This is a genomic window from Comamonas sp. HJ-2, from assembly GCF_053615495.1.
In genome coordinates this window covers 308,833-328,442 of sequence record NZ_JBSIFD010000001.1, presented here as the reverse complement: position 1 = coordinate 328,442, position 19,610 = coordinate 308,833, and the positions used below count along the sequence as shown (strand labels likewise).

The 19,610-nt window shown below is 63.3% G+C and carries 15 protein-coding genes; 8 read left to right on the top strand and 7 right to left on the bottom strand.

Features of this window, described 5'->3' with window-relative positions:
• Positions 1-90 precede the first annotated feature (90 nt).
• The gene (locus tag ACWGXF_RS01460; RefSeq protein ID WP_256631305.1) at positions 91-2,574 is read left to right on the top strand and encodes a UvrD-helicase domain-containing protein; all 2,484 of its coding nucleotides are present in this window, start codon (positions 91-93) and stop codon (positions 2,572-2,574) included.
• Between the two features lie 67 nt (positions 2,575-2,641).
• Here ACWGXF_RS01460 and ACWGXF_RS01455 read toward each other — a convergent pair whose 3' ends face one another.
• The 4 genes from ACWGXF_RS01455 to ACWGXF_RS01440 form a co-directional block, all read right to left on the bottom strand.
• A complete protein-coding gene (locus ACWGXF_RS01455; RefSeq protein WP_256629848.1) occupies positions 2,642-4,738 on the bottom strand; it encodes a PhoX family protein in 2,097 nt (698 codons plus the stop codon).
• Between the two features lie 232 nt (positions 4,739-4,970).
• On the bottom strand, positions 4,971-5,801 hold the full coding sequence (locus ACWGXF_RS01450; protein ID WP_256629849.1) for a BPSS1780 family membrane protein: 831 nt from the start codon (positions 5,799-5,801) through the stop codon (positions 4,971-4,973).
• 112 nt (positions 5,802-5,913) lie between these two features.
• Complete coding sequence (locus ACWGXF_RS01445; RefSeq protein WP_003067796.1) at positions 5,914-6,870, bottom strand: homoserine kinase; 957 nt, start codon at positions 6,868-6,870, stop codon at positions 5,914-5,916.
• A 112-nt stretch (positions 6,871-6,982) separates the two neighbouring features.
• Positions 6,983-7,345, bottom strand: a complete 363-nt coding sequence (locus ACWGXF_RS01440) for a hypothetical protein (RefSeq protein WP_003067794.1) — start codon at positions 7,343-7,345, stop codon at positions 6,983-6,985.
• A gap of 100 nt (positions 7,346-7,445) precedes the next feature.
• Here ACWGXF_RS01440 and polA point away from each other — a divergent pair, with 100 nt between their 5' ends.
• The 5 genes from polA to ACWGXF_RS01415 all read left to right on the top strand — a co-directional run bounded on the left by polA (position 7,446) and on the right by ACWGXF_RS01415 (position 13,597).
• A complete protein-coding gene (polA, locus tag ACWGXF_RS01435) occupies positions 7,446-10,259 on the top strand; it encodes a DNA polymerase I (protein WP_256629850.1) in 2,814 nt (937 codons plus the stop codon).
• Between the two features lie 206 nt (positions 10,260-10,465).
• Positions 10,466-11,128 (top strand): AzlC family ABC transporter permease, encoded by a 663-nt coding sequence (locus ACWGXF_RS01430; protein ID WP_039051185.1) that lies wholly within the window; start codon positions 10,466-10,468, stop codon positions 11,126-11,128.
• A complete protein-coding gene (locus ACWGXF_RS01425) occupies positions 11,125-11,436 on the top strand; it encodes an AzlD domain-containing protein (protein ID WP_003067787.1) in 312 nt (103 codons plus the stop codon). The genes ACWGXF_RS01430 and ACWGXF_RS01425 overlap by 4 nt, the downstream gene beginning before the upstream one ends.
• A gap of 95 nt (positions 11,437-11,531) precedes the next feature.
• Entirely contained in the window at positions 11,532-12,437 is a 906-nt protein-coding gene (locus ACWGXF_RS01420; protein ID WP_256629851.1) for a dienelactone hydrolase family protein, read from the top strand.
• 200 nt (positions 12,438-12,637) lie between these two features.
• Positions 12,638-13,597, top strand: coding sequence for a ZIP family metal transporter (locus tag ACWGXF_RS01415; RefSeq protein WP_256629852.1), 960 nt, complete (start codon positions 12,638-12,640; stop codon positions 13,595-13,597).
• A gap of 48 nt (positions 13,598-13,645) precedes the next feature.
• Here the strand turns inward: ACWGXF_RS01415 and ACWGXF_RS01410 are convergent, their stop codons facing one another.
• From ACWGXF_RS01410 to ACWGXF_RS01400, 3 genes are all read right to left on the bottom strand, one after another.
• Positions 13,646-14,383, bottom strand: coding sequence for a LytR/AlgR family response regulator transcription factor (locus ACWGXF_RS01410; protein WP_003067782.1), 738 nt, complete (start codon positions 14,381-14,383; stop codon positions 13,646-13,648).
• Positions 14,364-15,434 (bottom strand): sensor histidine kinase, encoded by a 1,071-nt coding sequence (locus tag ACWGXF_RS01405; protein WP_256629853.1) that lies wholly within the window; start codon positions 15,432-15,434, stop codon positions 14,364-14,366. Before ACWGXF_RS01405 ends, ACWGXF_RS01410 begins: the two co-directional genes overlap by 20 nt.
• A gap of 198 nt (positions 15,435-15,632) precedes the next feature.
• Positions 15,633-16,592 (bottom strand): DMT family transporter, encoded by a 960-nt coding sequence (locus tag ACWGXF_RS01400; protein WP_256629854.1) that lies wholly within the window; start codon positions 16,590-16,592, stop codon positions 15,633-15,635.
• Positions 16,593-16,931: 339 nt separating this feature from the next.
• Between ACWGXF_RS01400 and argH the strand changes: the two genes are divergently transcribed.
• Complete coding sequence (gene argH, locus ACWGXF_RS01395; protein WP_034353260.1) at positions 16,932-18,380, top strand: argininosuccinate lyase; 1,449 nt, start codon at positions 16,932-16,934, stop codon at positions 18,378-18,380.
• Positions 18,381-18,479: 99 nt separating this feature from the next.
• Positions 18,480-19,460 (top strand): Bug family tripartite tricarboxylate transporter substrate binding protein, encoded by a 981-nt coding sequence (locus tag ACWGXF_RS01390; protein WP_256629855.1) that lies wholly within the window; start codon positions 18,480-18,482, stop codon positions 19,458-19,460.
• The last annotated feature ends 150 nt before the right edge of the window (positions 19,461-19,610 follow it).

Below are 19,610 nucleotides of genomic sequence, written 5' to 3'. Positions count from 1 at the left end.
CAAGCGCTGGTTGCTTTTCTTTCAGGAGCATGAAGCCGCGAAAGCAGCAGCAAGTCGCAGGGAGTCGCCAGCATTTCTACAATGGGGGCTATGTTCCCGATCGACCTGCTTGACTCCGCGCCAGACGGTGCAAATTCCGGCGCCAATCCCGCCTCTCACTCGCCCCTGCTGACCGGCCTCAACGATGAGCAGTTGGCTGCGGTGACCCTGCCTGCGGGCCATGCGCTGATTCTGGCGGGTGCCGGCTCGGGCAAGACGCGTGTGCTGACCACGCGCATCGCCTGGCTGCTGCAGACCGGTCAGGCCACGCCCGGCTCCATCATGGCCGTGACCTTCACCAACAAGGCCGCCAAGGAGATGCTCACGCGCCTGTCGGCCATGCTGCCCTACAACGTGCGCGGCATGTGGATAGGCACGTTCCACGGCTTGTGCAACCGACTGCTGCGCGCCCACTATCAGGCCGCGAAGTTGCCCCAGGCGTTCCAGATTCTGGATACGCAAGACCAGCTCTCGGCCATCAAGCGCCTGTGCAAGCAGTTCAATGTGGATGACGAGCGCTTTCCGCCCAAGCAGCTGATGTACTTCATCGCGGGCTGCAAGGAAGAGGGCATGCGCCCTGGCGATGTGGTGGCGACCGACCCCGACACTCGCAAGAAAGTGGAGCTGTACCAGCTCTACGAAGAGCAATGCCAGCGCGAAGGCGTGGTCGATTTCGGCGAGCTGATGCTGCGCAGCTACGAACTGCTGCGTGACGATGCCCATCTGCGCCACCACTACCAGCGCCGCTTTCAGCATATCCTGGTGGACGAGTTCCAGGACACCAACAAGCTGCAGTACCAGTGGCTCAAGCAACTGGCGGGCGACGATGTGGGCGGGCGCTACGAGTCGGCCGCCAGCGTGATTGCCGTGGGCGACGACGACCAGAGCATCTATGCCTTTCGCGGAGCGCGCGTGGGCAATATGGCGGACTTCATCCGCGAGTTCGACGTCAAAAACCAGATCAAGCTGGAGCAGAACTATCGCTCCTTCAGCAACATCCTCGACTGCGCCAATGCGCTGATCAGCCACAACAGCAACCGCCTGGGCAAGAACCTGCGCACCAGCCAGGGCCCGGGCGAGCCGGTGCGTATCTACGAAGCGCCCAGCGATTTGGCCGAGGCTGCGTGGATGGTCGACGAGATCAAGCAGCTGGTCAGAAACGATGGCTTCACGCGCCAGGAAATTGCTGTGCTCTACCGCAGCAATGCGCAAAGCCGGGTGATCGAGTCGGCGCTGTTCAATTCCAAGATTCCCTACCGTGTGTACGGCGGCCTGCGCTTTTTCGAGCGCGCCGAAATCAAGCACGCCCTGGCCTATCTGCGCCTGCTGGAAAATCCGCATGACGACACCAGTTTCCTGCGCGTGGTGAACTTCCCCGCACGCGGTATCGGCGCGCGCACGATCGAAGTCCTGCAGGACACGGCACGCAGCAGCGGCACTTCGCTGAGCGACGCTGTCACTGCCGTGGGCGGCGCGGCCGGCACCAAGCTGCAGGGCTTTGTGGCACAGATCGATGTGCTGCGCGAGCAGACGCAGGGGCGCACGCTGCGTGAAATCATCGAGACCGTGGAAGAGCAAAGCGGGCTGATCGAGCATTACCGCAACGAGAAGGAAGGCGCGGACCGCATCGAGAACTTGCAGGAACTGGTCACGGCTGCCGAGAGCTTTGTGACCCAGGAAGGCTTTGGCCGCGATGCCGTGGCCATGCCGCTGGACGAGCAGCAGAATGCGCCGCAGCTGAGCCAGTCGCCCGTCAGCCAGGGGCTGGACCCGAATCAGCCGCTGCTGGACGAGGCGCTCAAGGCACCGGCAGGTACTGCGGCCTCCATGGTCAATGCCGATACCGGCGAGACGCTGTCGCCGCTGCAGGCCTTTCTCGTGCATGCGGCACTGGAAGCGGGCGATAACCAGGCCCAGGCCGGCCAGGATGCCGTGCAGCTGATGACGGTGCATGCCTCCAAGGGCCTGGAGTTCGATGCCGTGTTCATCGGCGGTGTGGAGGAAGGCTTGTTCCCGCACGAGAACGCCATGATGGATCGCGGTGGTCTGGAGGAGGAGCGGCGCCTGGCCTATGTGGCCATCACGCGTGCGCGCAAGCGTCTGTATCTGAGCCATTCGCAGACGCGCATGCTGCATGGTCAGACGCGTTACAACGTCAAGAGCCGCTTCTTTGACGAGCTGCCTGAGGAAGCGCTCAAGTGGATCACGCCTAGGCAGAGCGGCTTTGGCAGTTTCGCCCCTTCATCGGGCGCTGGCGGCGCCTGGGGATCCAGGGGCGCAAGCCAGTTCGGCTCCGGCTCGGGCTGGGGTGGCAAGCAGACCGAAGTCTTTGCCAGCCCGCCCGTGCCGCAGCAAAAGGCCGAGCCCGCGCACGGCATCAAGGCCGGTATCGCGGTGTTCCACAACAAGTTTGGCGAGGGCAAGGTGCTGGCGGTGGAAGGCTCGGGTGACGATGCGCGCGCACAGGTCAGCTTTGGCCGCCATGGCACCAAGTGGCTGGCGCTGGCGATTGCCAAGCTGACGATTGTGGACTGAGGCATAGCGCCTTTGCCCAGCAAAAAGCCGCCTTGTAGAAGGCGGCTTTTTTATGAGGCGTTGGGGCTTATTTGGCGCTGAGCTTCATCTGGGCGGGCGAGGCCGTGATGTAGCCCACGGCGGAGCCGAACTTGTCCTTGTAGTTGGCCTTGATCAGCGGATCCAGCTGGGTCTTGACGTTGGCGTGGATGCCGCCCCAGTCGCCAGCGTGCTGGAAGTTGCTCATGATGTAGGTCCAGCCGTTGATCTCGTCCACGGCATGCAGGCCCGTGGATTCACCACCTGCGGGCACGGACAGCACGCGCGACAGCTGCTTGGTGTCCACGTTGTAGGCCCACATGAAGTTGTTGACGTGCTGGCTGCTGTCCTCGCCGATGAACAGGGTGCGCATTTTCTCCGAGAACTTGAGGTTGTCGGGGTTGGCAATCTTGTTGGGGTTGGCGGTGTTACCCAGGGCGTCGCCCTTGAGGGTCTTGCCGTCGCTGTCCAGCAGATCCTCGCCAGCCAGCAGGGGAGCCGTGTCCACGGGCATCCATTCGCTGCTGATGGCTGCGCCGTCGGTATCCTTCTGGCCGCCCTTGAGGTTCAGCGCCATCACCACGCCTGCCACCAGCTGCTTGGGCACGGAGACGCCGTTGCTAGGCACGTTGGCGGCATTGCCGGCCACCATGGAGGACTGCACGTTCTGCAGGGCGGAGTAGGCGATCTTGTCCTTGGCGTTGACGGTCGTGCCTTCCATCTTGGTGAAGCCCAGGCTGGCACCCTTGAAGGCGGCATAGCGATGGGTTTCGAGGAAGGCGGCGGCCTTGTCCTGTCCTATCTTGAGTGCAATCCATTCTTTGCGACCATTGGTAATCACCAATCGATGATCGGGTGATGGCTGTGCCACAGGAGTGGCGGGATAGGTGGAAGCATCTTCAGCCAAGCGAACATCCATGATGTCGGATGGTTTGATGCCACTGTCCACCAGACTGCTGATTTCGGCGCTGCTGGCGGAACCAAGCTTGATCCAAGTCAGTGCAGCTGAGCTGTTCGCTGTCGGGTCAATAGAGAAGCCGGCACCAACCTTTGCCGCATACAGCGTTCCGGAAGAGAGGTCTTTTTCCTTGTCGGCAACGAAGACGAAGTAGGCACTGTTGGTGGCGTCATCACCCATGAGTACGGTGCGCTGGTCTGGCATTACCTGCACAAGTTCGTGTGAGATGCGGCCCATGCAGAAATGCTTCTTGATGCTTGCCGTACCGTCGACGTTGACGATTACTTCGGGCATATGGCCGTAGTGGTAGGGGTTGGCCTTGGTCGCATCGCCAAAGAGGTTTTGGCTGTAAGCATTTAGCTGTTTTACTGCTTTGCCTGCGGATGAGTCGACGACTTTGCTATTTTTGTCGAGTTCGGTGGCAGGTAGCGAGGCTGCGAAGGCATCAGGCTCGTACTCTTCCGACGACAGATGGGTGCCCCAGGGCGACAGACTGGCACCGCAGGTGATCCACAGACCGTGGACCTTGGAGGTGTCCACATTGTGGTATTTCACCAGGCTCAGCTTGCCGGTGCTCTGATCCTGGTCCAGCGTCAGCACGGCGATGGGCGAGGGCAGCTTGCCGTACATATCGGTCTTGCCGTCCTGAGCCCAGGTGGTGTACTCGAACTGCACCACGGCAAAGACGGGCTTGCCCTTGACGCCGTCCACCTTGGCATTGGGCACGGTCAGCAGCGAGGTGCCGTCGGGCGAATCGGAGAAGAAGTGGCGCTCTTTGCCTGCGACCGTCTTGTCGATGATCTTGTTGTTGTAGATGTCGTAGTAACCACCGGCCAGCACCTGGTCGCCCTTGCCGTTGGAGACCATGTCGCCGGTCACGAAGAAAGGCTGATAGCCCAGGTCGTAGACCTGCTCGCTCTTGTCGTCGAACGCCACCTTGAGCTGCGAAGCCACATACATGGTGGCCATATTGGCGGGCGTGGTCAGCGTGGGCGCCGCCATGCTGGTGAAGGTGGCGGAAACATAATTCTTGGTGACAGGAGGCGTTGTCGGCGTTGTGTTGTCATCGTCACCACCACCACATGCGGCCAGCAGGCTGGATGCGGACACGACCGAACCCAGTGGGAGCAGAGGAGCGCCGGAAAAGAGTTGCAGGGCCTTACGACGGCTGAGCAGATTTTGTGCCATGAGAGTTTCGCAGTGTGGGGTGAAGCGCAGACTTGGGGCCGCGCTGAATTGGATGAATGCCAGGACATGAGATGCATGCCTTGGTCAGTCCTGCGAATCCTAGGAAACGAATATGACAGTGCCGTGGCGGCTTGATGACGCCGGGATGAATGATCTGCTGGCGCGGGCCTGTGTTCAGCCCATAAAAAAGCCCCGACCTGGGGGCGGGGCTGGTGCGGGGTAGTGCTCGAGCTTAGGAATCCGATGATGGCGGCGCTGTGCCCGACGAGGAGTCGATCAGAGTCTGGTCGTCATCGGGCGGGCTGAAGCTGTCACGGAAGGTAAACACAATCGAGGTAAAAAAGATGGCTGCCAGCATCAGTGCCGTTGCCACCATCAGGCCACCGGCAATGCTGCCGATGAGCATGGCCAGTATGCCGGTCACGATGGCCAGGGCCATGCCTGAGACGATGAACACGCCGATCCAGCAGACACCGAACACCAGATAGGCACTGATATTGCGAATGCAGCCGACAAAGCTGAAGAACAGCGATTTGACGGGGCTGATGCCATGCCAGTGGATGAGCGCCGGAGCATGCCAGAAGGCCAGCGACAGCGGCAGGTAGAGAAACATGCTCAGCCACATGGCGGACTGGAACTCGGGCTCTTCGGCCAGTTCTCGGGTCATGGGAGTCTGACCCAGGTAGACGCTGGCAAACGTGCCGCCGTCCACAAGGCTGGAGGCACCGATGATGAGCAAAAAGCCTGCGGCATAGAGGCCGCCCAGCATCAGCATGGAGTGCAGATGCTGGCTGCCGGAGCGGAAAGCCACCAGCAGCAGCGCCGGTGTGGGCTTGCGGCCGTGGGCGGCTTCGGATGCCGCGACCATCATGGTCAGCGAGATGCATGGCAGCAGTGCCAGTGCAATGACGGGGCCGATCAGCGGCAGGGCCGAGATCAGCGACATGCTGGCCATGCCCAGAAAGAACAGGGCGGCCAGGGCCAGAGGCTGGCTTTTGAAGGTGCGCAGACCCTGCAGCACCCATTGCAGACCGGTGCCGGGTGGAACGATTTGAAGTTTCATGGAAGAGGCTGAAATACTTTTGCGAGAGCGTGCAAAAGTCGCTTCTTGCACTGTACCCGAGACGGCTGAACGGGGCCATCAAAAGCCCCGGAGCAATCAGCTTGCCTGGTACTCAGTCCAGCGTCAGCGGATGTGCGATGCGCTGGCTCAGCACGCGCTCGAAGTGGGTGGGGTCGTGAGGCTGCAGCAGTGCGGCTTCACGCGGCAGATGGAAGTCCCAGAGGCGGGAGATCCAGAAACGCAGGGCGCCGGCACGCAACTGGGCGTTGAGCAACTCGCGCTCGGGCCCGGTCAGAGGACGCACGGACTGGTAGGCCGCAAGCATGGCTTTGGCGCGCTCGGCATCATGTGCACCTGTTGCGTGATCGATACACCAATCGTTGAGGCAGACCGCCAGATCGAAGAGCCAGGTGTCCACGCCCGCGAAATAGAAGTCGAAAAAGCCGGTCAGCCGGTCGCCGTCGAACATCACGTTGTCGCGGAACAGGTCGGCATGGATGGGGCCGCGCGGCAGGGCTGCATAGCTGGCCGAGGCGGCGATATGGTTCTGATAGGCCAACTCGGCGCGCAGCATGGCGGCGGTTTCCTCGCCCAGATGGGGCAGGACCACGGGCACGGTTTCATTCCACCAGGGTAGGCCGCGCAGATTGGGCTGCTGGCGGTTGTAGTCCTGACCGGCCAGATGCATGCGCGCCAGCATCTCGCCCACGGCAGCGCAGTGCACGGCAGCCGGGGTCAGCTGGCTCTTGCCGGCCAGTCGGTTGACGATGGATGCGGGCTTGCCGCAGACCTTGAGCAGAATGTCACCGCTGCGTGTCTCGCCCTGCGGGTCCGGCACGGGAATCCCGGCTTGTGCCAGGTGCTTCATCAGGTAGAGGTAAAAAGGCAGCTGCTCGGCACTCAGGCGCTCGAACAGTGTCAGCACCCACTCTCCCTGGTCGGTTGTCAGAAAATAGTTGGTGTTTTCAATGCCGCCTTGAATGCCACGCAATTCCTTGAACGCGCCTAGGGACATGCGGCGCAGCAGCTCGCGCGCATCTTTATCGGAAACTTCGGTGAAAACAGCCATGGTGAATACGCCGGTCTGGGGTGACCGACCGAACTAGCGGGGAGAAGGTGTCTATATGCAACAGGGCAGTGAAGCACTGCCCTGTCATGAATGGGGAAAAGCGCGCCGCGCTTCAGAATTTGATGAAATTCCAGACGCGAGTGCCCGTGGTGTCGCCGCTGTTGTTGTCGCGGTTGCGGGCTGCGCGGGCGCCGTCGTTGGACTGTACCTCGTACTCGGGCATGGAGCCGACCTTGGGTTGCACGGTGATGCTCTGGGTCTGACCGCCCACACGGGTTTCATCCACACGGCTGCCAGCATCTTCCACGCGGATATGTTCGATCCGCTGGTTGTGCCTGCCGGTCGCCGCCGCGTTGTCCTGCTGGCCCTGGGGCGCAGGAGCGACCACGGCATTGGCCGGAGCAGGAGTGGGGGACTGGGCCAGAACGGATCCGGCAGCCAGGCTCAGGATGATGAAAAGTGGTGCAGCGCGCATGATGCATAGATTGTAGGGCGACTTCGAATTGTCCCACCAGGCGCAGCCTGTCTTTGGGCTGCAGCTCGGAGGAGCCGGGCACGCGTGCACAATCCGGGGTATGAGCAATTCCAAGACCCTGGTGCTGGTGGACGGCTCCAGCTACCTCTACCGCGCCTACCATGCCATGCCCGACCTGCGGGCGATTCCAGGCGACCCGGCCAGCCCGGCCACGGGCGCCATCCGCGGCATGGTGAACATGATGCAGGCGCTGAGGAAGGATGTGCAGGCCGATTACGCCGTCTGCGTGTTCGACGCCTCGGGCCCGACCTTCCGCGACGAGATGTACACCGAGTACAAGGCCACGCGCTCGCCCATGCCCGATGACTTGCGCAGCCAGATCGAGCCCATCCACGAGGTGGTTCAGCTGCTGGGCTGGAAGGTGGTGGCCGTGCCCGGCGTGGAAGCCGATGACGTGATCGCCACGCTGGCGCAGACCGCGGCGGCCCAGGGCATACAGGTCATCGTCTCCAGCGGCGACAAGGACTTGAGTCAGCTGGTGGGCGAGCATGTGACCATCATCGACACCATGAACGGCAAGAAGCGCGACGTGGCGGGAGTGACGGCCGAGTTCGGCGTGCCGCCGGCGCTGATGATCGACTACCAGGCCCTGGTGGGCGACACCGTGGACAACGTGCCCGGCGTGACCAAGGTCGGACCCAAGACCGCCGCCAAGTGGCTGGAGGAGCATGGTTCGCTGGACAATCTGATCGCCCGCGCCGCAGATATCAAGGGCGTTGCCGGTCAGAACCTGCGCGATGCGATTGCCAGCGGTCAGCTGGCGCTGAGCCGCCAGTTGGTGACCATGAAGACCGATTGCGATCTGTCCTCCTATATCAGCGGCCTGCCGCAGCTCGATGCCATCACGCTGGCCGAGCCCGATAGCGCAGCGCTTGCGCCCTTCTACGAGAAATACGGCTTCAAGGGCCTGGTGCGGACGCTGGGCGCCGCAGCAGCCGAAGCCAAGGCGGCCAAGCCAGGCAAGGCTGCCAAGGTCGACAGTGCCCAAGGCGGCCTGTTCGATGCCGATGACGCGGCGGCGACCGAGGTCGCCGTGACTGCCCAGCAGCGCGATGTGCTCTACACCACCATTCTGAGCGAGGCTCAGCTCGATGAGTGGCTGGCCAAGATCAGCGCCGCCGAGCTGACGGCGCTGGATACCGAGACCGATTCGCTGGACGAGATGGTGGCCCGCATCGTCGGCATCTCCTTCAGCGTGGCCGTGGGGGAGGCCGCCTATATTCCGCTGCGCCACGAAGGCATGGACGTGCCCGAGCAGCTCGATATGGACATGGTGCTTGCCAGGCTCAAGCCCTGGCTGGAGGATGCCGGCAAGAAGAAGCTGGGCCAGCATGTCAAATACGACCAGCATGTGTTTGCCAACCACAGCATCACCGTGCGCGGCTATGCGCACGACACCATGCTGCAGTCCTATGTGCTCGAAGCCGACCGCCCGCACAATCTGACCAGCCTGGCGCTGCGCCATGTGAGTCGCAGCGGCATCAGCTACGAGGACCTGTGCGGCAAGGGCAAGAACCAGATTCCGTTTGCCCAGGTGAGCGTGAACAAGGCCGCGGCGTACAGCTGCGAGGACTCCGACCAGACCCTGGATGTGCACAACACCTTGTGGCCGCGCATCCAGGCCCATGCCGGTCTGCTGCATATCTACGAGCTGGAAATGCAGACCAGCGAAGCGCTGTTTCGCATCGAGCGCAATGGCGTGAGCATCGACGCTGGCGAGCTGGCACGCCAGAGCAACGATCTGGGCGCGCGCATCCTCAAGCTCGAGGAAGAGGCTTACGAGATTGCGGGCCAGCCCTTCAATCTGTCCTCCCCCAAGCAGCTGGGCGAGATCTTTTTCGACAAGCTGGGCATGCCCGTCGTGAAGAAGACCGCCACCGGCGCGCGCAGCACGGACGAGGAAGTGCTGGAAAAGCTGGCCGAGGACTATCCGCTGCCCGCCAAGCTGCTCGAACACCGTTCGCTGTCCAAGCTCAAGGGCACCTACACCGACAAGCTGGCGCAGATGGCCTTGCCCAGCGACGGCCGCGTGCACACCCACTATGCCCAGGCCGTGGCGGTGACGGGGCGCCTGTCCAGCAACGACCCCAATCTGCAGAACATTCCGGTGCGCACGCCCGAAGGCCGCCGCGTGCGCGAAGCCTTTGTGGCACCCGAGGGCAAGCTGATTGCCAGCGCCGATTATTCACAGATCGAGCTGCGCATCATGGCCCATCTGTCGGGCGACGAGGCCCTGTTGAGCGCCTTCAAGAACGGCCTGGACGTGCACCGTGCGACGGCGGCCGAAGTCTTTGGCGTGAGTGTGGACGAGGTCAGCAGCGAGCAGCGCCGCTATGCCAAGGTGATCAACTTCGGCCTGATCTACGGCATGAGTAGCTTCGGCCTGGCCAAGAACCTGGGCATTGAAACCAAGGCGGCGGCCGCCTATATCGACAAATACTTCCAGCGCTATCCCGGCGTGAAGCGCTATATGGACCAGACCGTGGAGCTGGCCCATGCCCAGGGCTATGTGGAGACCGTGTTCGGTCGCCGTCTGGTGCTGCCCGAGATCAACGGCGGCAACGGCCCGCGCAAGAAAGCGGCCGAGCGCGCCGCCATCAACGCCCCCATGCAGGGCACGGCGGCCGATCTGATCAAGAAGGCCATGGTGGCCGTGCAGGCCAGGCTGGATACCGAAAAGCCCGAGGTGCTGGTCATCATGCAGGTGCATGACGAACTGGTGTTCGAGCTGCCCGAGTCCGCCAGGGACTGGGTGCAGGCCGAGATCCCGGCCATCATGGCCGGCGTGGCCGACCTGTCCGTGCCGCTGCTGGCCGAGATCGGCTTTGGCAGCAGCTGGGAAAAGGCGCATTGAGCTTTTCACCCAAAGGCGCACTGATACGCGTTCGTTCCGGGGCGACTAGGTCTTGCCGAGACGAATCCTTAAAAAAGAGAGCTGCTTGCGCTTTCTAATAAAGAACTTCAGCTTGTTTTTGACCTGAAGTGCTTTGTTCACATGCGCTGTCAGCTCCTGAATTGTTCTAGCTTGTTGCGGGAAATATCTTGTTCAAAGGCTTTGCAATGACGCCCGCCGTGCGCATGGGGTTGTCGATTTCGGTGGCGACGGGGCTGTACGGCATCTCCTTCGGTGCACTTTCCGTGGCGGCCGGCCTCAATCTCTGGCAGACCATGGCGCTGAGCGCGTTGATGTTCACGGGCGGGTCGCAGTTCGCCTTCATCGGCGTGGTTGCCGGTGGCGGCAGCGGCATGGCGGCCGTGAGCGCGGCCTCGCTGCTGGGCGTGCGCAATGCCATCTACGGCATGCAGATGAGCCGTCTGCTGGGTGTCAAAGGGCTGCAGCGCTGGCTGGCCGCGCACTGGACCATCGACGAATCTGCGGCCACGGCATCGGGGCAGGAAGATTTGGCCGAGCAGCGGCGCGGCTTCTGGGTTGCCGGGGCGGGCGTGTTTGTGCTCTGGAATCTGTTCACCCTGCTGGGCGCGCTGATGGGCAATGCGCTGGGCGACACGCGCCGCTTCGGTCTTGACGGTGCCGCCGTGGCGGCCTTTCTCGGCCTGCTCTGGCCGCGCCTCAATGCGCGCGAGCCGGTGGCGCTGGCACTGGCCTGTGGCCTGGTCACGGCCCTGGCCATACCCTGGGTGCCCGCAGGCGTGCCGATTCTGCTGGCCGCGGCCCTGGGCGCCTTCTGGGGCTGGGTGCGCCCTTCGGAGGCCGAGCAATGACGCTGTCCCTGTGGCAATGGATTCTGCTGGCCTGTGCGCTGGCCTTTGTGACCAAGCTGCTGGGCTACAGCCTGCCCGAGCGCTGGATGCGCAGCCCGCGCATGGCCCAGATCGCGGCCTGTCTGACGGTGGCGCTGCTGGCATCGCTGACGGTGATGAACACCCTGGCCAGCGGCACGCGCATCAGCCTGGATGCGCGCCTGGGCGCCTTGCTGGTGGCGGCGCTGGCCCTGTGGCTGCGGGCACCGTTCCTGCTGGTGGTGATTCTGGGGGCAGCTGCTGCGGCGCTGCTGCGCTGGCTGGTCTGAGCTGACGGCAAGGCACTGGCTTTAGACTGCATGGCCAGCCCGGCTTGCTGCGCGAGCCGGGCTGGCTTGAGATTCCATCAACCCAAGGAGGATCCATGAAGTACGAAGACATCGCTCAGGATATGCAGGGGCTGCTTGGCGGTCGCGCCGATGCCCGGCCCAGCCGCCGCGCGGCCTTGCGCACAGCCCTGGGCGCCGGCCTGGGCGTGGGCTATGCCTGCGCTGCCGGACCGGTCATGGCACAGACGGCCATCAAGACTCCGGTCGACGGCCTGACGGCAGGTGAGGTCAGCATCGATGTCAAAGGCTTCAAGCTACCGGTCTACAGGGCCATGCCTGCGGGCAGGCAGAATCTGCCCGTGGTGCTGGTGATCTCCGAAATCTTCGGCGTGCACGAATACATTGCCGACACCTGCCGCCGCCTGGCTCGTGCCGGCTATCTGGCGATAGCGCCCGACCTGTTTGTGCGCCAGGGCGACCCCATGGCCTATGCCGAGATGGCCAAGCTCATGAGCGAGGTGATCTCCAAGGTACCCGATGCCCAGGTCATGGGCGATCTGGACGCGGCCGTGCAATGGGCGGGTACGCAGGGCGGCGATGTGAAGAAGCTGGCCATCACCGGCTTTTGCTGGGGCGGGCGCATCACCTGGCTCTATGCGGCGCATGCCCCGCTCAAGGCCGGCGTGGCCTGGTACGGGCGGCTGCAGGGCAACAAGAACGATTTGCAGCCCAGCTATCCGCTGGAACTGGTGGGGCAGCTCAAGGCGCCGGTGCTGGGCCTGTACGGTGGCAAGGACACCGGCATTCCGCTTGAGTCGGTCGAAGCCATGAAGGCTGCGCTCAAGACCGGCTCTGCCGCAGCCAGAGCCTCGGAGTTCGTGATCTTCCCCGATGCACCCCATGCCTTCCATGCCGACTACCGCCCCAGCTACCGCGAGCAGGCTGCGCAGGACGGCTGGACGCGCATGCTGACCTGGTTCAACCGGCATGGCGTGGCCTGATGCCCCATGCGCCGAAATTTTCGGCACGGGGGGCTTGACAGCTTTGCTAAGGTGAAAGAAGTCCCGGCATGCCATGCACATCATGCGCATCCGGGGCTGACGGTATGGGGATAGTCGCAAGCGGGCAGCCTTGGGCCGCGCATTCTGCGAAAATCCTCAAGATTCGCCTGTAAAAGGTTGCGGTTAAGCCATATAAAGCTATGACATTGGTAGCAATTATTCTGGCCACCCTGGCTGCTGGTATCGGCAGCGTCTGGGTGGCCGCCTTGTTGATGAGTCTGGGAGGGGGGCGCACGCCAGGGCTGATGCCCCAGCGTCTGCTGAGCCTGGCGGCGGGAGCCTTGCTCGCCACGGCCTTTATGCATTTGCTGCCCGAGGCGTTCGAGAGCCACGGCAAGTCCCATGATCTGTTCGTGGTGCTGCTGATCGGGCTGGTGTTTTTCTTTCTGTTGTCCAAGGCCGAGCTCTGGCACCACGGCCATGAGCATTCGCATGGCGACGCCCACCAGCATCTTCCCGTGCACCATGCTCACGGTCATGGCCACGATCACCAGCATGGTCACGCCCGCCATGAGCATGGCGAGCATACGCACGTCCACAGCCATGGCAAGGGCGGCTGGGCCATTCTGACGGGCGACAGCGTGCATTGCTTTGGCGATGGCGTGCTGATTGCATCGGCTTTCGTGGCCGACATCCGTCTGGGCCTGATCGCCGCCCTGTCGGTGCTGGCGCACGAGGTGCCTCACCACATGGGCGATATCGTGGTGCTGCGCCAATCCAGCAGCAATCGCCGCGTGGCGCTGATCAAGGTGTCCATGGCAGGAGCCGTGACCACGCTGGGCGGGGTGGCCGGCTATTTCCTCATCGGACAGCTGCATGAGCTGCTGCCATATTTCCTGGTCATTGCGTCGAGCAGCTTTATCTATGTGGCGCTGGCCGACCTGATTCCCCAGCTGCAAAAGCGCCTGAGCGCCAAGGAAACCGCAGCCCAGGTCTTCTGGCTGCTGCTGGGCATCGTCATCGTGACGGTGATGAGCGGCGCGGCGCACAACCATGGACACGAGCATGAGCACGATCATGGCGCCGAGGTCGGGCATTCGCACGAGCCCGCCTCCGCGCCCGCGGCTGCCCATGAAGCGGCGCACAAGCACGAACATTGATTGCAACTGCAGTCGATAAAAAAACCGGCTTCCAGCCGGTTTTTTCATTCAGGAAATATCTTTGAGTTCGGTCTTGACCGCCGCCAGCTGGCGGCGCGAGACCGGCAGCAGCTCGCTCACGCCCTGCAGGCGCAGACCCCAGCCTTCGCCTTCCTGCGGGTCGTCATATTTTTCGAGGCCGCGCAGGGCCGCGCGCAGCACCAGGGCGTTGCGGTGTATGCGCAGCAGGTGCTCGCCATGGCGGGTTTCGAGATCGGCCAGTGCTCCGTCGAGGATGTAGTTGCGCTGCACGGTGCGCACGGTGATGTATTTCTGCTCGGCCTTGAGAAAACGTACTTCGGACAGCGGCAGCCGCAGCGTGCCGCCGCGCTCCTGGATCAGCAGCACGGGGCCGCTGTCCACGACGCTGCGCGTGCTCAGCGCACGTTCGGCCTTTTGCAGCGATTGCTGCAGGCGTTCCAGGCGTACGGGCTTGGTCAGATAGTCCACGGCATCGAGCTCGAAAGCCTGTAGCGCATGGCTGGCATGCGCTGTCACGAACACGATGGCGGGCGGGTTGGGCAGCTCGGCCAGAGCCGCTGCCAGTCGCAGCCCGTTGTGGCCCGGCATGTGGATGTCCAGCAGCACCAGTTGCACCGGGGCCGGCTGTGCGGCCTGCAGCATCTGCAGGGCTTGTTCGCCGTCGGCGGCTTCCTGGATATGGTGGGGGCCATGTGCGCAGTCGCCGAGCAGAGTGCGCAGTCTGGCGCGAGCCAGAGCTTCGTCATCAACGATCAGAATGTGCATGGCGGGATTGTCCCGGTTTTGGCGCGCTCTGCTGCAAAGGCACGCTCAGGCGCACCACATACAGCCCGTCGCGCACCTTGGCGCTGAAACTGCCTTGCAGATCGTGCAGCAGCGACAGCCTGGCCTTGACATTGTCCAGGGCCATGCCATGGCCCGTGCTTTGATGCTCGGCGCTGGCTGGCGGCAAGGTGTTGATGATCTGGATCAGCGCCTCGTTGCCGCGCCTTTCGGTGCGGACCTGCAGCTTGCCGCCGCGCGCATTGGGCTCCACGCCGTGACGGATGGCGTTCTCCACCAGCGGCTGCAGCAGCAGCGGCGGCAGCAGCGCGCCATGCACGCTTTCATCGAGCTGCCACTGCATCTGCAGCCGCTCGCCAAAGCGAACCTGCTCTATGGACAGATAGCGCTGGGCCAGCTCTATCTCCTGGGCCAGCGTGGTGGTTAGATGGGGTTCGGCCAGCGCATAGCGAAACAGGTCGCTGAGGTCCTCGAGCAAGGCCTCGGCCTTGGCGGGTTCGGCACGCACCAGCGTAATCGCGCTGTTGAGGGTGTTGAACAGAAAATGCGGTCTGATGCGTGACTGCAGCTCGGTGAGACGGGCCTGGGTCTGCGCCGGCGTGTTGCCGCGCGCGCGCAGCACCAGCGCCGTCACCAGCAGCGCGGCCAGCAGGCCTCCCGTGACGGCACTGGCCAGCCAGGGGACTTTGGCTATGCCTATGAAGAGCAGCATGCCGCAGGCGTAAAGCCCCGCGAGGGCACCCAGCAGCACGCCGGCCAGATACTGGCCGCGCGTGCCCAGGCGCTGCAACTGGTGCTTGAGGCTGCAGGCTGCTATCAGCCAGACCAGGGTGCCGGGCAGGCAAGCCCCGGTGAGCAGGGCGGCGCTGGAAAACCACTCCCAGAGCGAGTCCGCGCCATAGATGGCGGCCGTGCTCACCACCACCTGTACAAACAGCACGGCACGCAGGACCACACCGGCATTGCAGGCGTCGAACACCAGGACCGTGCGGGCCGATGCGGGAGTGGCGGCGATGAGCGGTGAGATGGGCACTGGCGGTCTGGAGCAGGACGGTGTTTGGGATGCAGACTGGAGCGGGCTGAAAATGCACCAAGGGCATTCCTGTCGACAGGGCAGCATGCCCGGTCCGAATTGGCGCAAGTCCTGTGATTATTGGCCAGCAGCCGCTGTGCAACTGCAATTCGCGCGGCATCTGTCGGTTCGATGCATCAGCTTTGTGCTGACTCAAAACTAGGCCGCCGCCCGGCTGGCGGCCTGATAGCGTCTGAGCGACCAGGCCAGGCCCGCAAGAATCAGCAGCATGGGGGCCAGTTCCGCGAGCAGGGGCAGGCGCTGCTCGTAGAGGAAGTGGTAGGCCAGGGCGAACAGGGTCTCGAATACCAGCAGCTGGCCCACGAAGGTGATGGGCAGGCGCTGGCTGGCGGCATTCCACATCCAGTTGCCCAGCCAGGACGAGAGCACGGCCACGGCCAGGTTCAACAGCCAGAACAGCTGCCAGCGCTGGGCTGGAATGTCGGGGTTGTTGGCGCCGCTGGCCTCCGGCGATACCAGCCAGAGCAGCGCCCAGAGCAAGGCGCTGATCAGCCCTACGACCAGACCCCAGAGCGTGGACCATTCCGTGCCGTTGAAGCGGCTCTGCGCCAGATAGCGGGTGTTGTCCAGCGCGTAGCGGCTCCAGCAGAGCATGGCCAGCCCGGCCATCAGCACGCCCAGCAGATAGCGCCCCTGGCTGCCTTCGGGCCCTGTGGTCAGCGCATGGGCGTTGACGAGCACGATGCCGGTCAGGATCAGTGCCATCGGCGCCAGCATGCGGCGCAGCGGAAGCGCGCCATGGGTGTTGCGGCCCAGCAGCGGCACGGTGACGGGAACCAGGCCCACGATCAGCGAGGTCACGGCCATGCCTATCCATTGCACGGCCGTGGCAACCAGGGCAAAGTACACCACATTGCCCGTCAGGGCCAGCCAGACCAGATGCCGGATATCGGCCGCTTGCAGCCTGGGCAGCAGCCTGGTGGCCCGAGGCAGAAAAACGCATAAGGCCACCACGCCATAGAGCACGAAGCGGCCAAAGGTGATCTGCAGCGGCGAGAACTCCGGCAGCATGGCCGGCACGAGAAAAATCGCGCCCCAGAGCGCGCAGGCGGCCAGCGCAAAACCGAGGCCGGAAATCAGGGAAGAGCGGGAATGCATGCCGGGAGGCGCGTCAGCCGCTTGGGCAGCGGCCTGGGAGGGAAGTGAGCGGGGACGATGTGATTGTCCGCGCAAGCCAGAAACCGGGTGGCTGCAGCCGGATTTGTCGGCTCGGGGAAATAAGACTTGCAGGCCTTATCCATCAAGTACATGGTGCTATTGATTAGTGAGTTTTTTGGGCGCGAATGCCGCTTTGTCGCAGTGGCCGGCAATGGCTCTGGGGTGCTCTGGCGCCGGCGCCGGGTCAGGCCGATAAAATCCCTGTTTCTGCTTTGCACAGCCGTCACGCCAAACTTCTGCATTGGGCGGCCTGTGGTTTTACGGGATTGTTGCCCTCACATGTCTACATCTGCTCCTTCGCACAACCAGCTCGATTCCAAGGCCGAAGCCTGGTCTGCCCTGTTCTCCGAACCCATGAGCGACCTGGTCAAGCGCTACACCTCCAGCGTGTTCTTTGACAAGCGCATGTGGCAGGCCGACATCCAGGGCTCTCTGGCACACGCCGAAATGCTGTCGGCCCAGAAGATCATTGCAGCCGAAGATTTCGCCTCCATCCAGAAGGGCATGGCGCAGATCACGGCCGAGATCGAGGCCGGCACTTTCGAGTGGAAGCTGGATCTGGAGGACGTGCACCTGAACATCGAGGCGCGCCTGACCCAACTGGTCGGCGATGCCGGCAAGCGTCTGCACACCGGCCGCAGCCGCAACGACCAGGTGGCCACCGACGTGCGCCTGTGGCTGCGCAGCGAGATCGACCTGATCGAAGGCCTGCTCAAGGAACTGCAGCGCTCGCTGGTCGACGTGGCTGCCAAGAACGTGGACGTGATCCTGCCCGGTTTCACCCATCTGCAAGTGGCCCAGCCCGTGAGCTTCGGCCACCATATGCTGGCCTATGTGGAAATGTTCAAGCGCGACGCCGAGCGCATGCTGGACGTGCGCAAGCGCGTCAACGTGCTGCCTCTGGGCTCTGCCGCCCTGGCCGGCACCACCTACCCGCTGGACCGCGAGCGCGTGGCCAAGACCCTGGGCATGGAAGGCGTGAGCCAGAACTCGCTGGACGGCGTGTCCGACCGCGACTTCGCCATCGAGTTCACCGCTGCTGCCTCGCTGTGCATGGTGCACGTGAGCCGCCTGTCGGAAGAGCTGATCATCTGGATGAGCCAGAACTTCGGTTTCATCAAGATCGCCGACCGCTTCACCACCGGCTCGTCCATCATGCCCCAGAAGAAGAACCCCGACGTGCCCGAGCTGGCACGCGGCAAGACCGGCCGCGTGGTCGGTCATCTGATGGGCCTGATCACGCTGATGAAGGGCCAGCCCCTGGCCTACAACAAGGACAACCAGGAAGACAAGGAGCCGCTGTTCGACACGGTGGACACCCTCAAGGACACGCTGCGCATCTTCGCCGAGATGATCGGCGGCCAGCTCAACCCCGCCAGCGGCGTCAAGGAAGGCGGCATCACCGTGAATGCCGAGAACATGCGCGCTGCAGCTCTGAAGGGCTATGCCACGGCCACCGACCTGGCCGACTATCTGGTCAAGAAGGGTCTGCCCTTCCGTGACGCCCACGAAACCGTGGCTCACGCCGTGAAGCTGGCCACCATGAAGGGCGTGGACCTGACCGAGCTGCCGCTGGCCGAGCTGCAGGCCTTCAACCCCAATATCGAGGCCGATGTGTTCGAGGCCCTGAGTCTGGAAGGCTCGCTCAATGCCCGCAACACGCTGGGCGGTACGGCTCCGGCGCAGGTGCGTGCGCAACTGGCCAAGCACCACGCTCGTCTGGCCTGATGGACTCAAGCACTGTGGCGTAACGTTCACGCCTTGAAAGCGCCCTTTGCCGGGCGCTTTTGTTTTGGTTAGTCTGGAAAAAGCATAAGGAGAAAACACATGACGCAATCTCGTCGTCAATTGCTGAGAGCCGGTGCGGGAGCGGTGGCAGCATCGGCCCTGGGCCCGCTGGCCTGGGCCTCGTCGGGCCAGCCCATCCGCATTCTGGTGGGCTTTCCGCCCGGCGGTGGCTCGGATGCGATTGCGCGCCTGCTGGCCGACAAGCTCAAGGACGAACTGAGCGGTGCGACGGTGCTGGTGGAGAATCGTCCCGGCGCCGGCGGCCAGATTGCCGCGCAACTGCTCAAGGCCTCGCCTGCCGATGGGCATACGCTGTTTCTCACGCATGACCACACCATCTCCATCCTGCCCAAGGTCGTGAAAAAGCCGGGCTTCGATCCGCAACAGGACTTCATTCCCGTGGCCGGGGTCGCCACTTTCGTGAATGCGCTGGCCGTGTCCAGCAACACGCCGGTGAGGAATCTGGCCGAGTACGCGGCCTGGGCCAGAGGCAGTGCCAAGAACGGAACCATCGGCATTCCGGCTCCGGCATCGACGCCCGAATTTCTGGTCAAGATCCTGGCCGACCACTACAAGCTCGATCTGGTGGCGGCACCGTATCGCGGCAGCGCTCCCTTGCTGGCCGATATGCTGGGCAATCAGATTCCTGCCGGCATTGCCTCGGTGCCCGACTTCATGGAGAACCAGAAGGCGGGCAAGCTGCGCGTGATCGGCGTGCTGGGCGCCAAGCGCCAAGCCTCCATGCCCGAAGTGCCGACCTTGCTGGAGCAGGGCATCAAGGGCTTCGAGGACATGCCTTACTACGGCATCTTTGCGCCCAAGGGCGTGCCCCAGGCCTTTGTCGAGCGCTTTTCTGCAGCCGTGGGCAATGTGCTCAAGCAGCGTGACGTCTACGCGCAGCTGACGGCATTGGGGCTTACAGTTGGATACATGAATCCCCGCCAGTTGGGGGAGCGTGAGGCCGCCTATTCCAAGGTTTGGGCCGGTATCATTCAGCGCAGCGGTTTCCAGCCGCAGTAGTTTCGCGCGTGCGGCACCTGCTCAAGGCCCTGCTTCACTTGCGAGGCAGGGCTTTTTGCATTCTGCCGTCCCGCACTGCTGCGTCGCTGATTCCAGACTTCAGATTCAAACAGCCAGGGCCGGCCACGCCGGCCCCAAAAGGAAGTGACT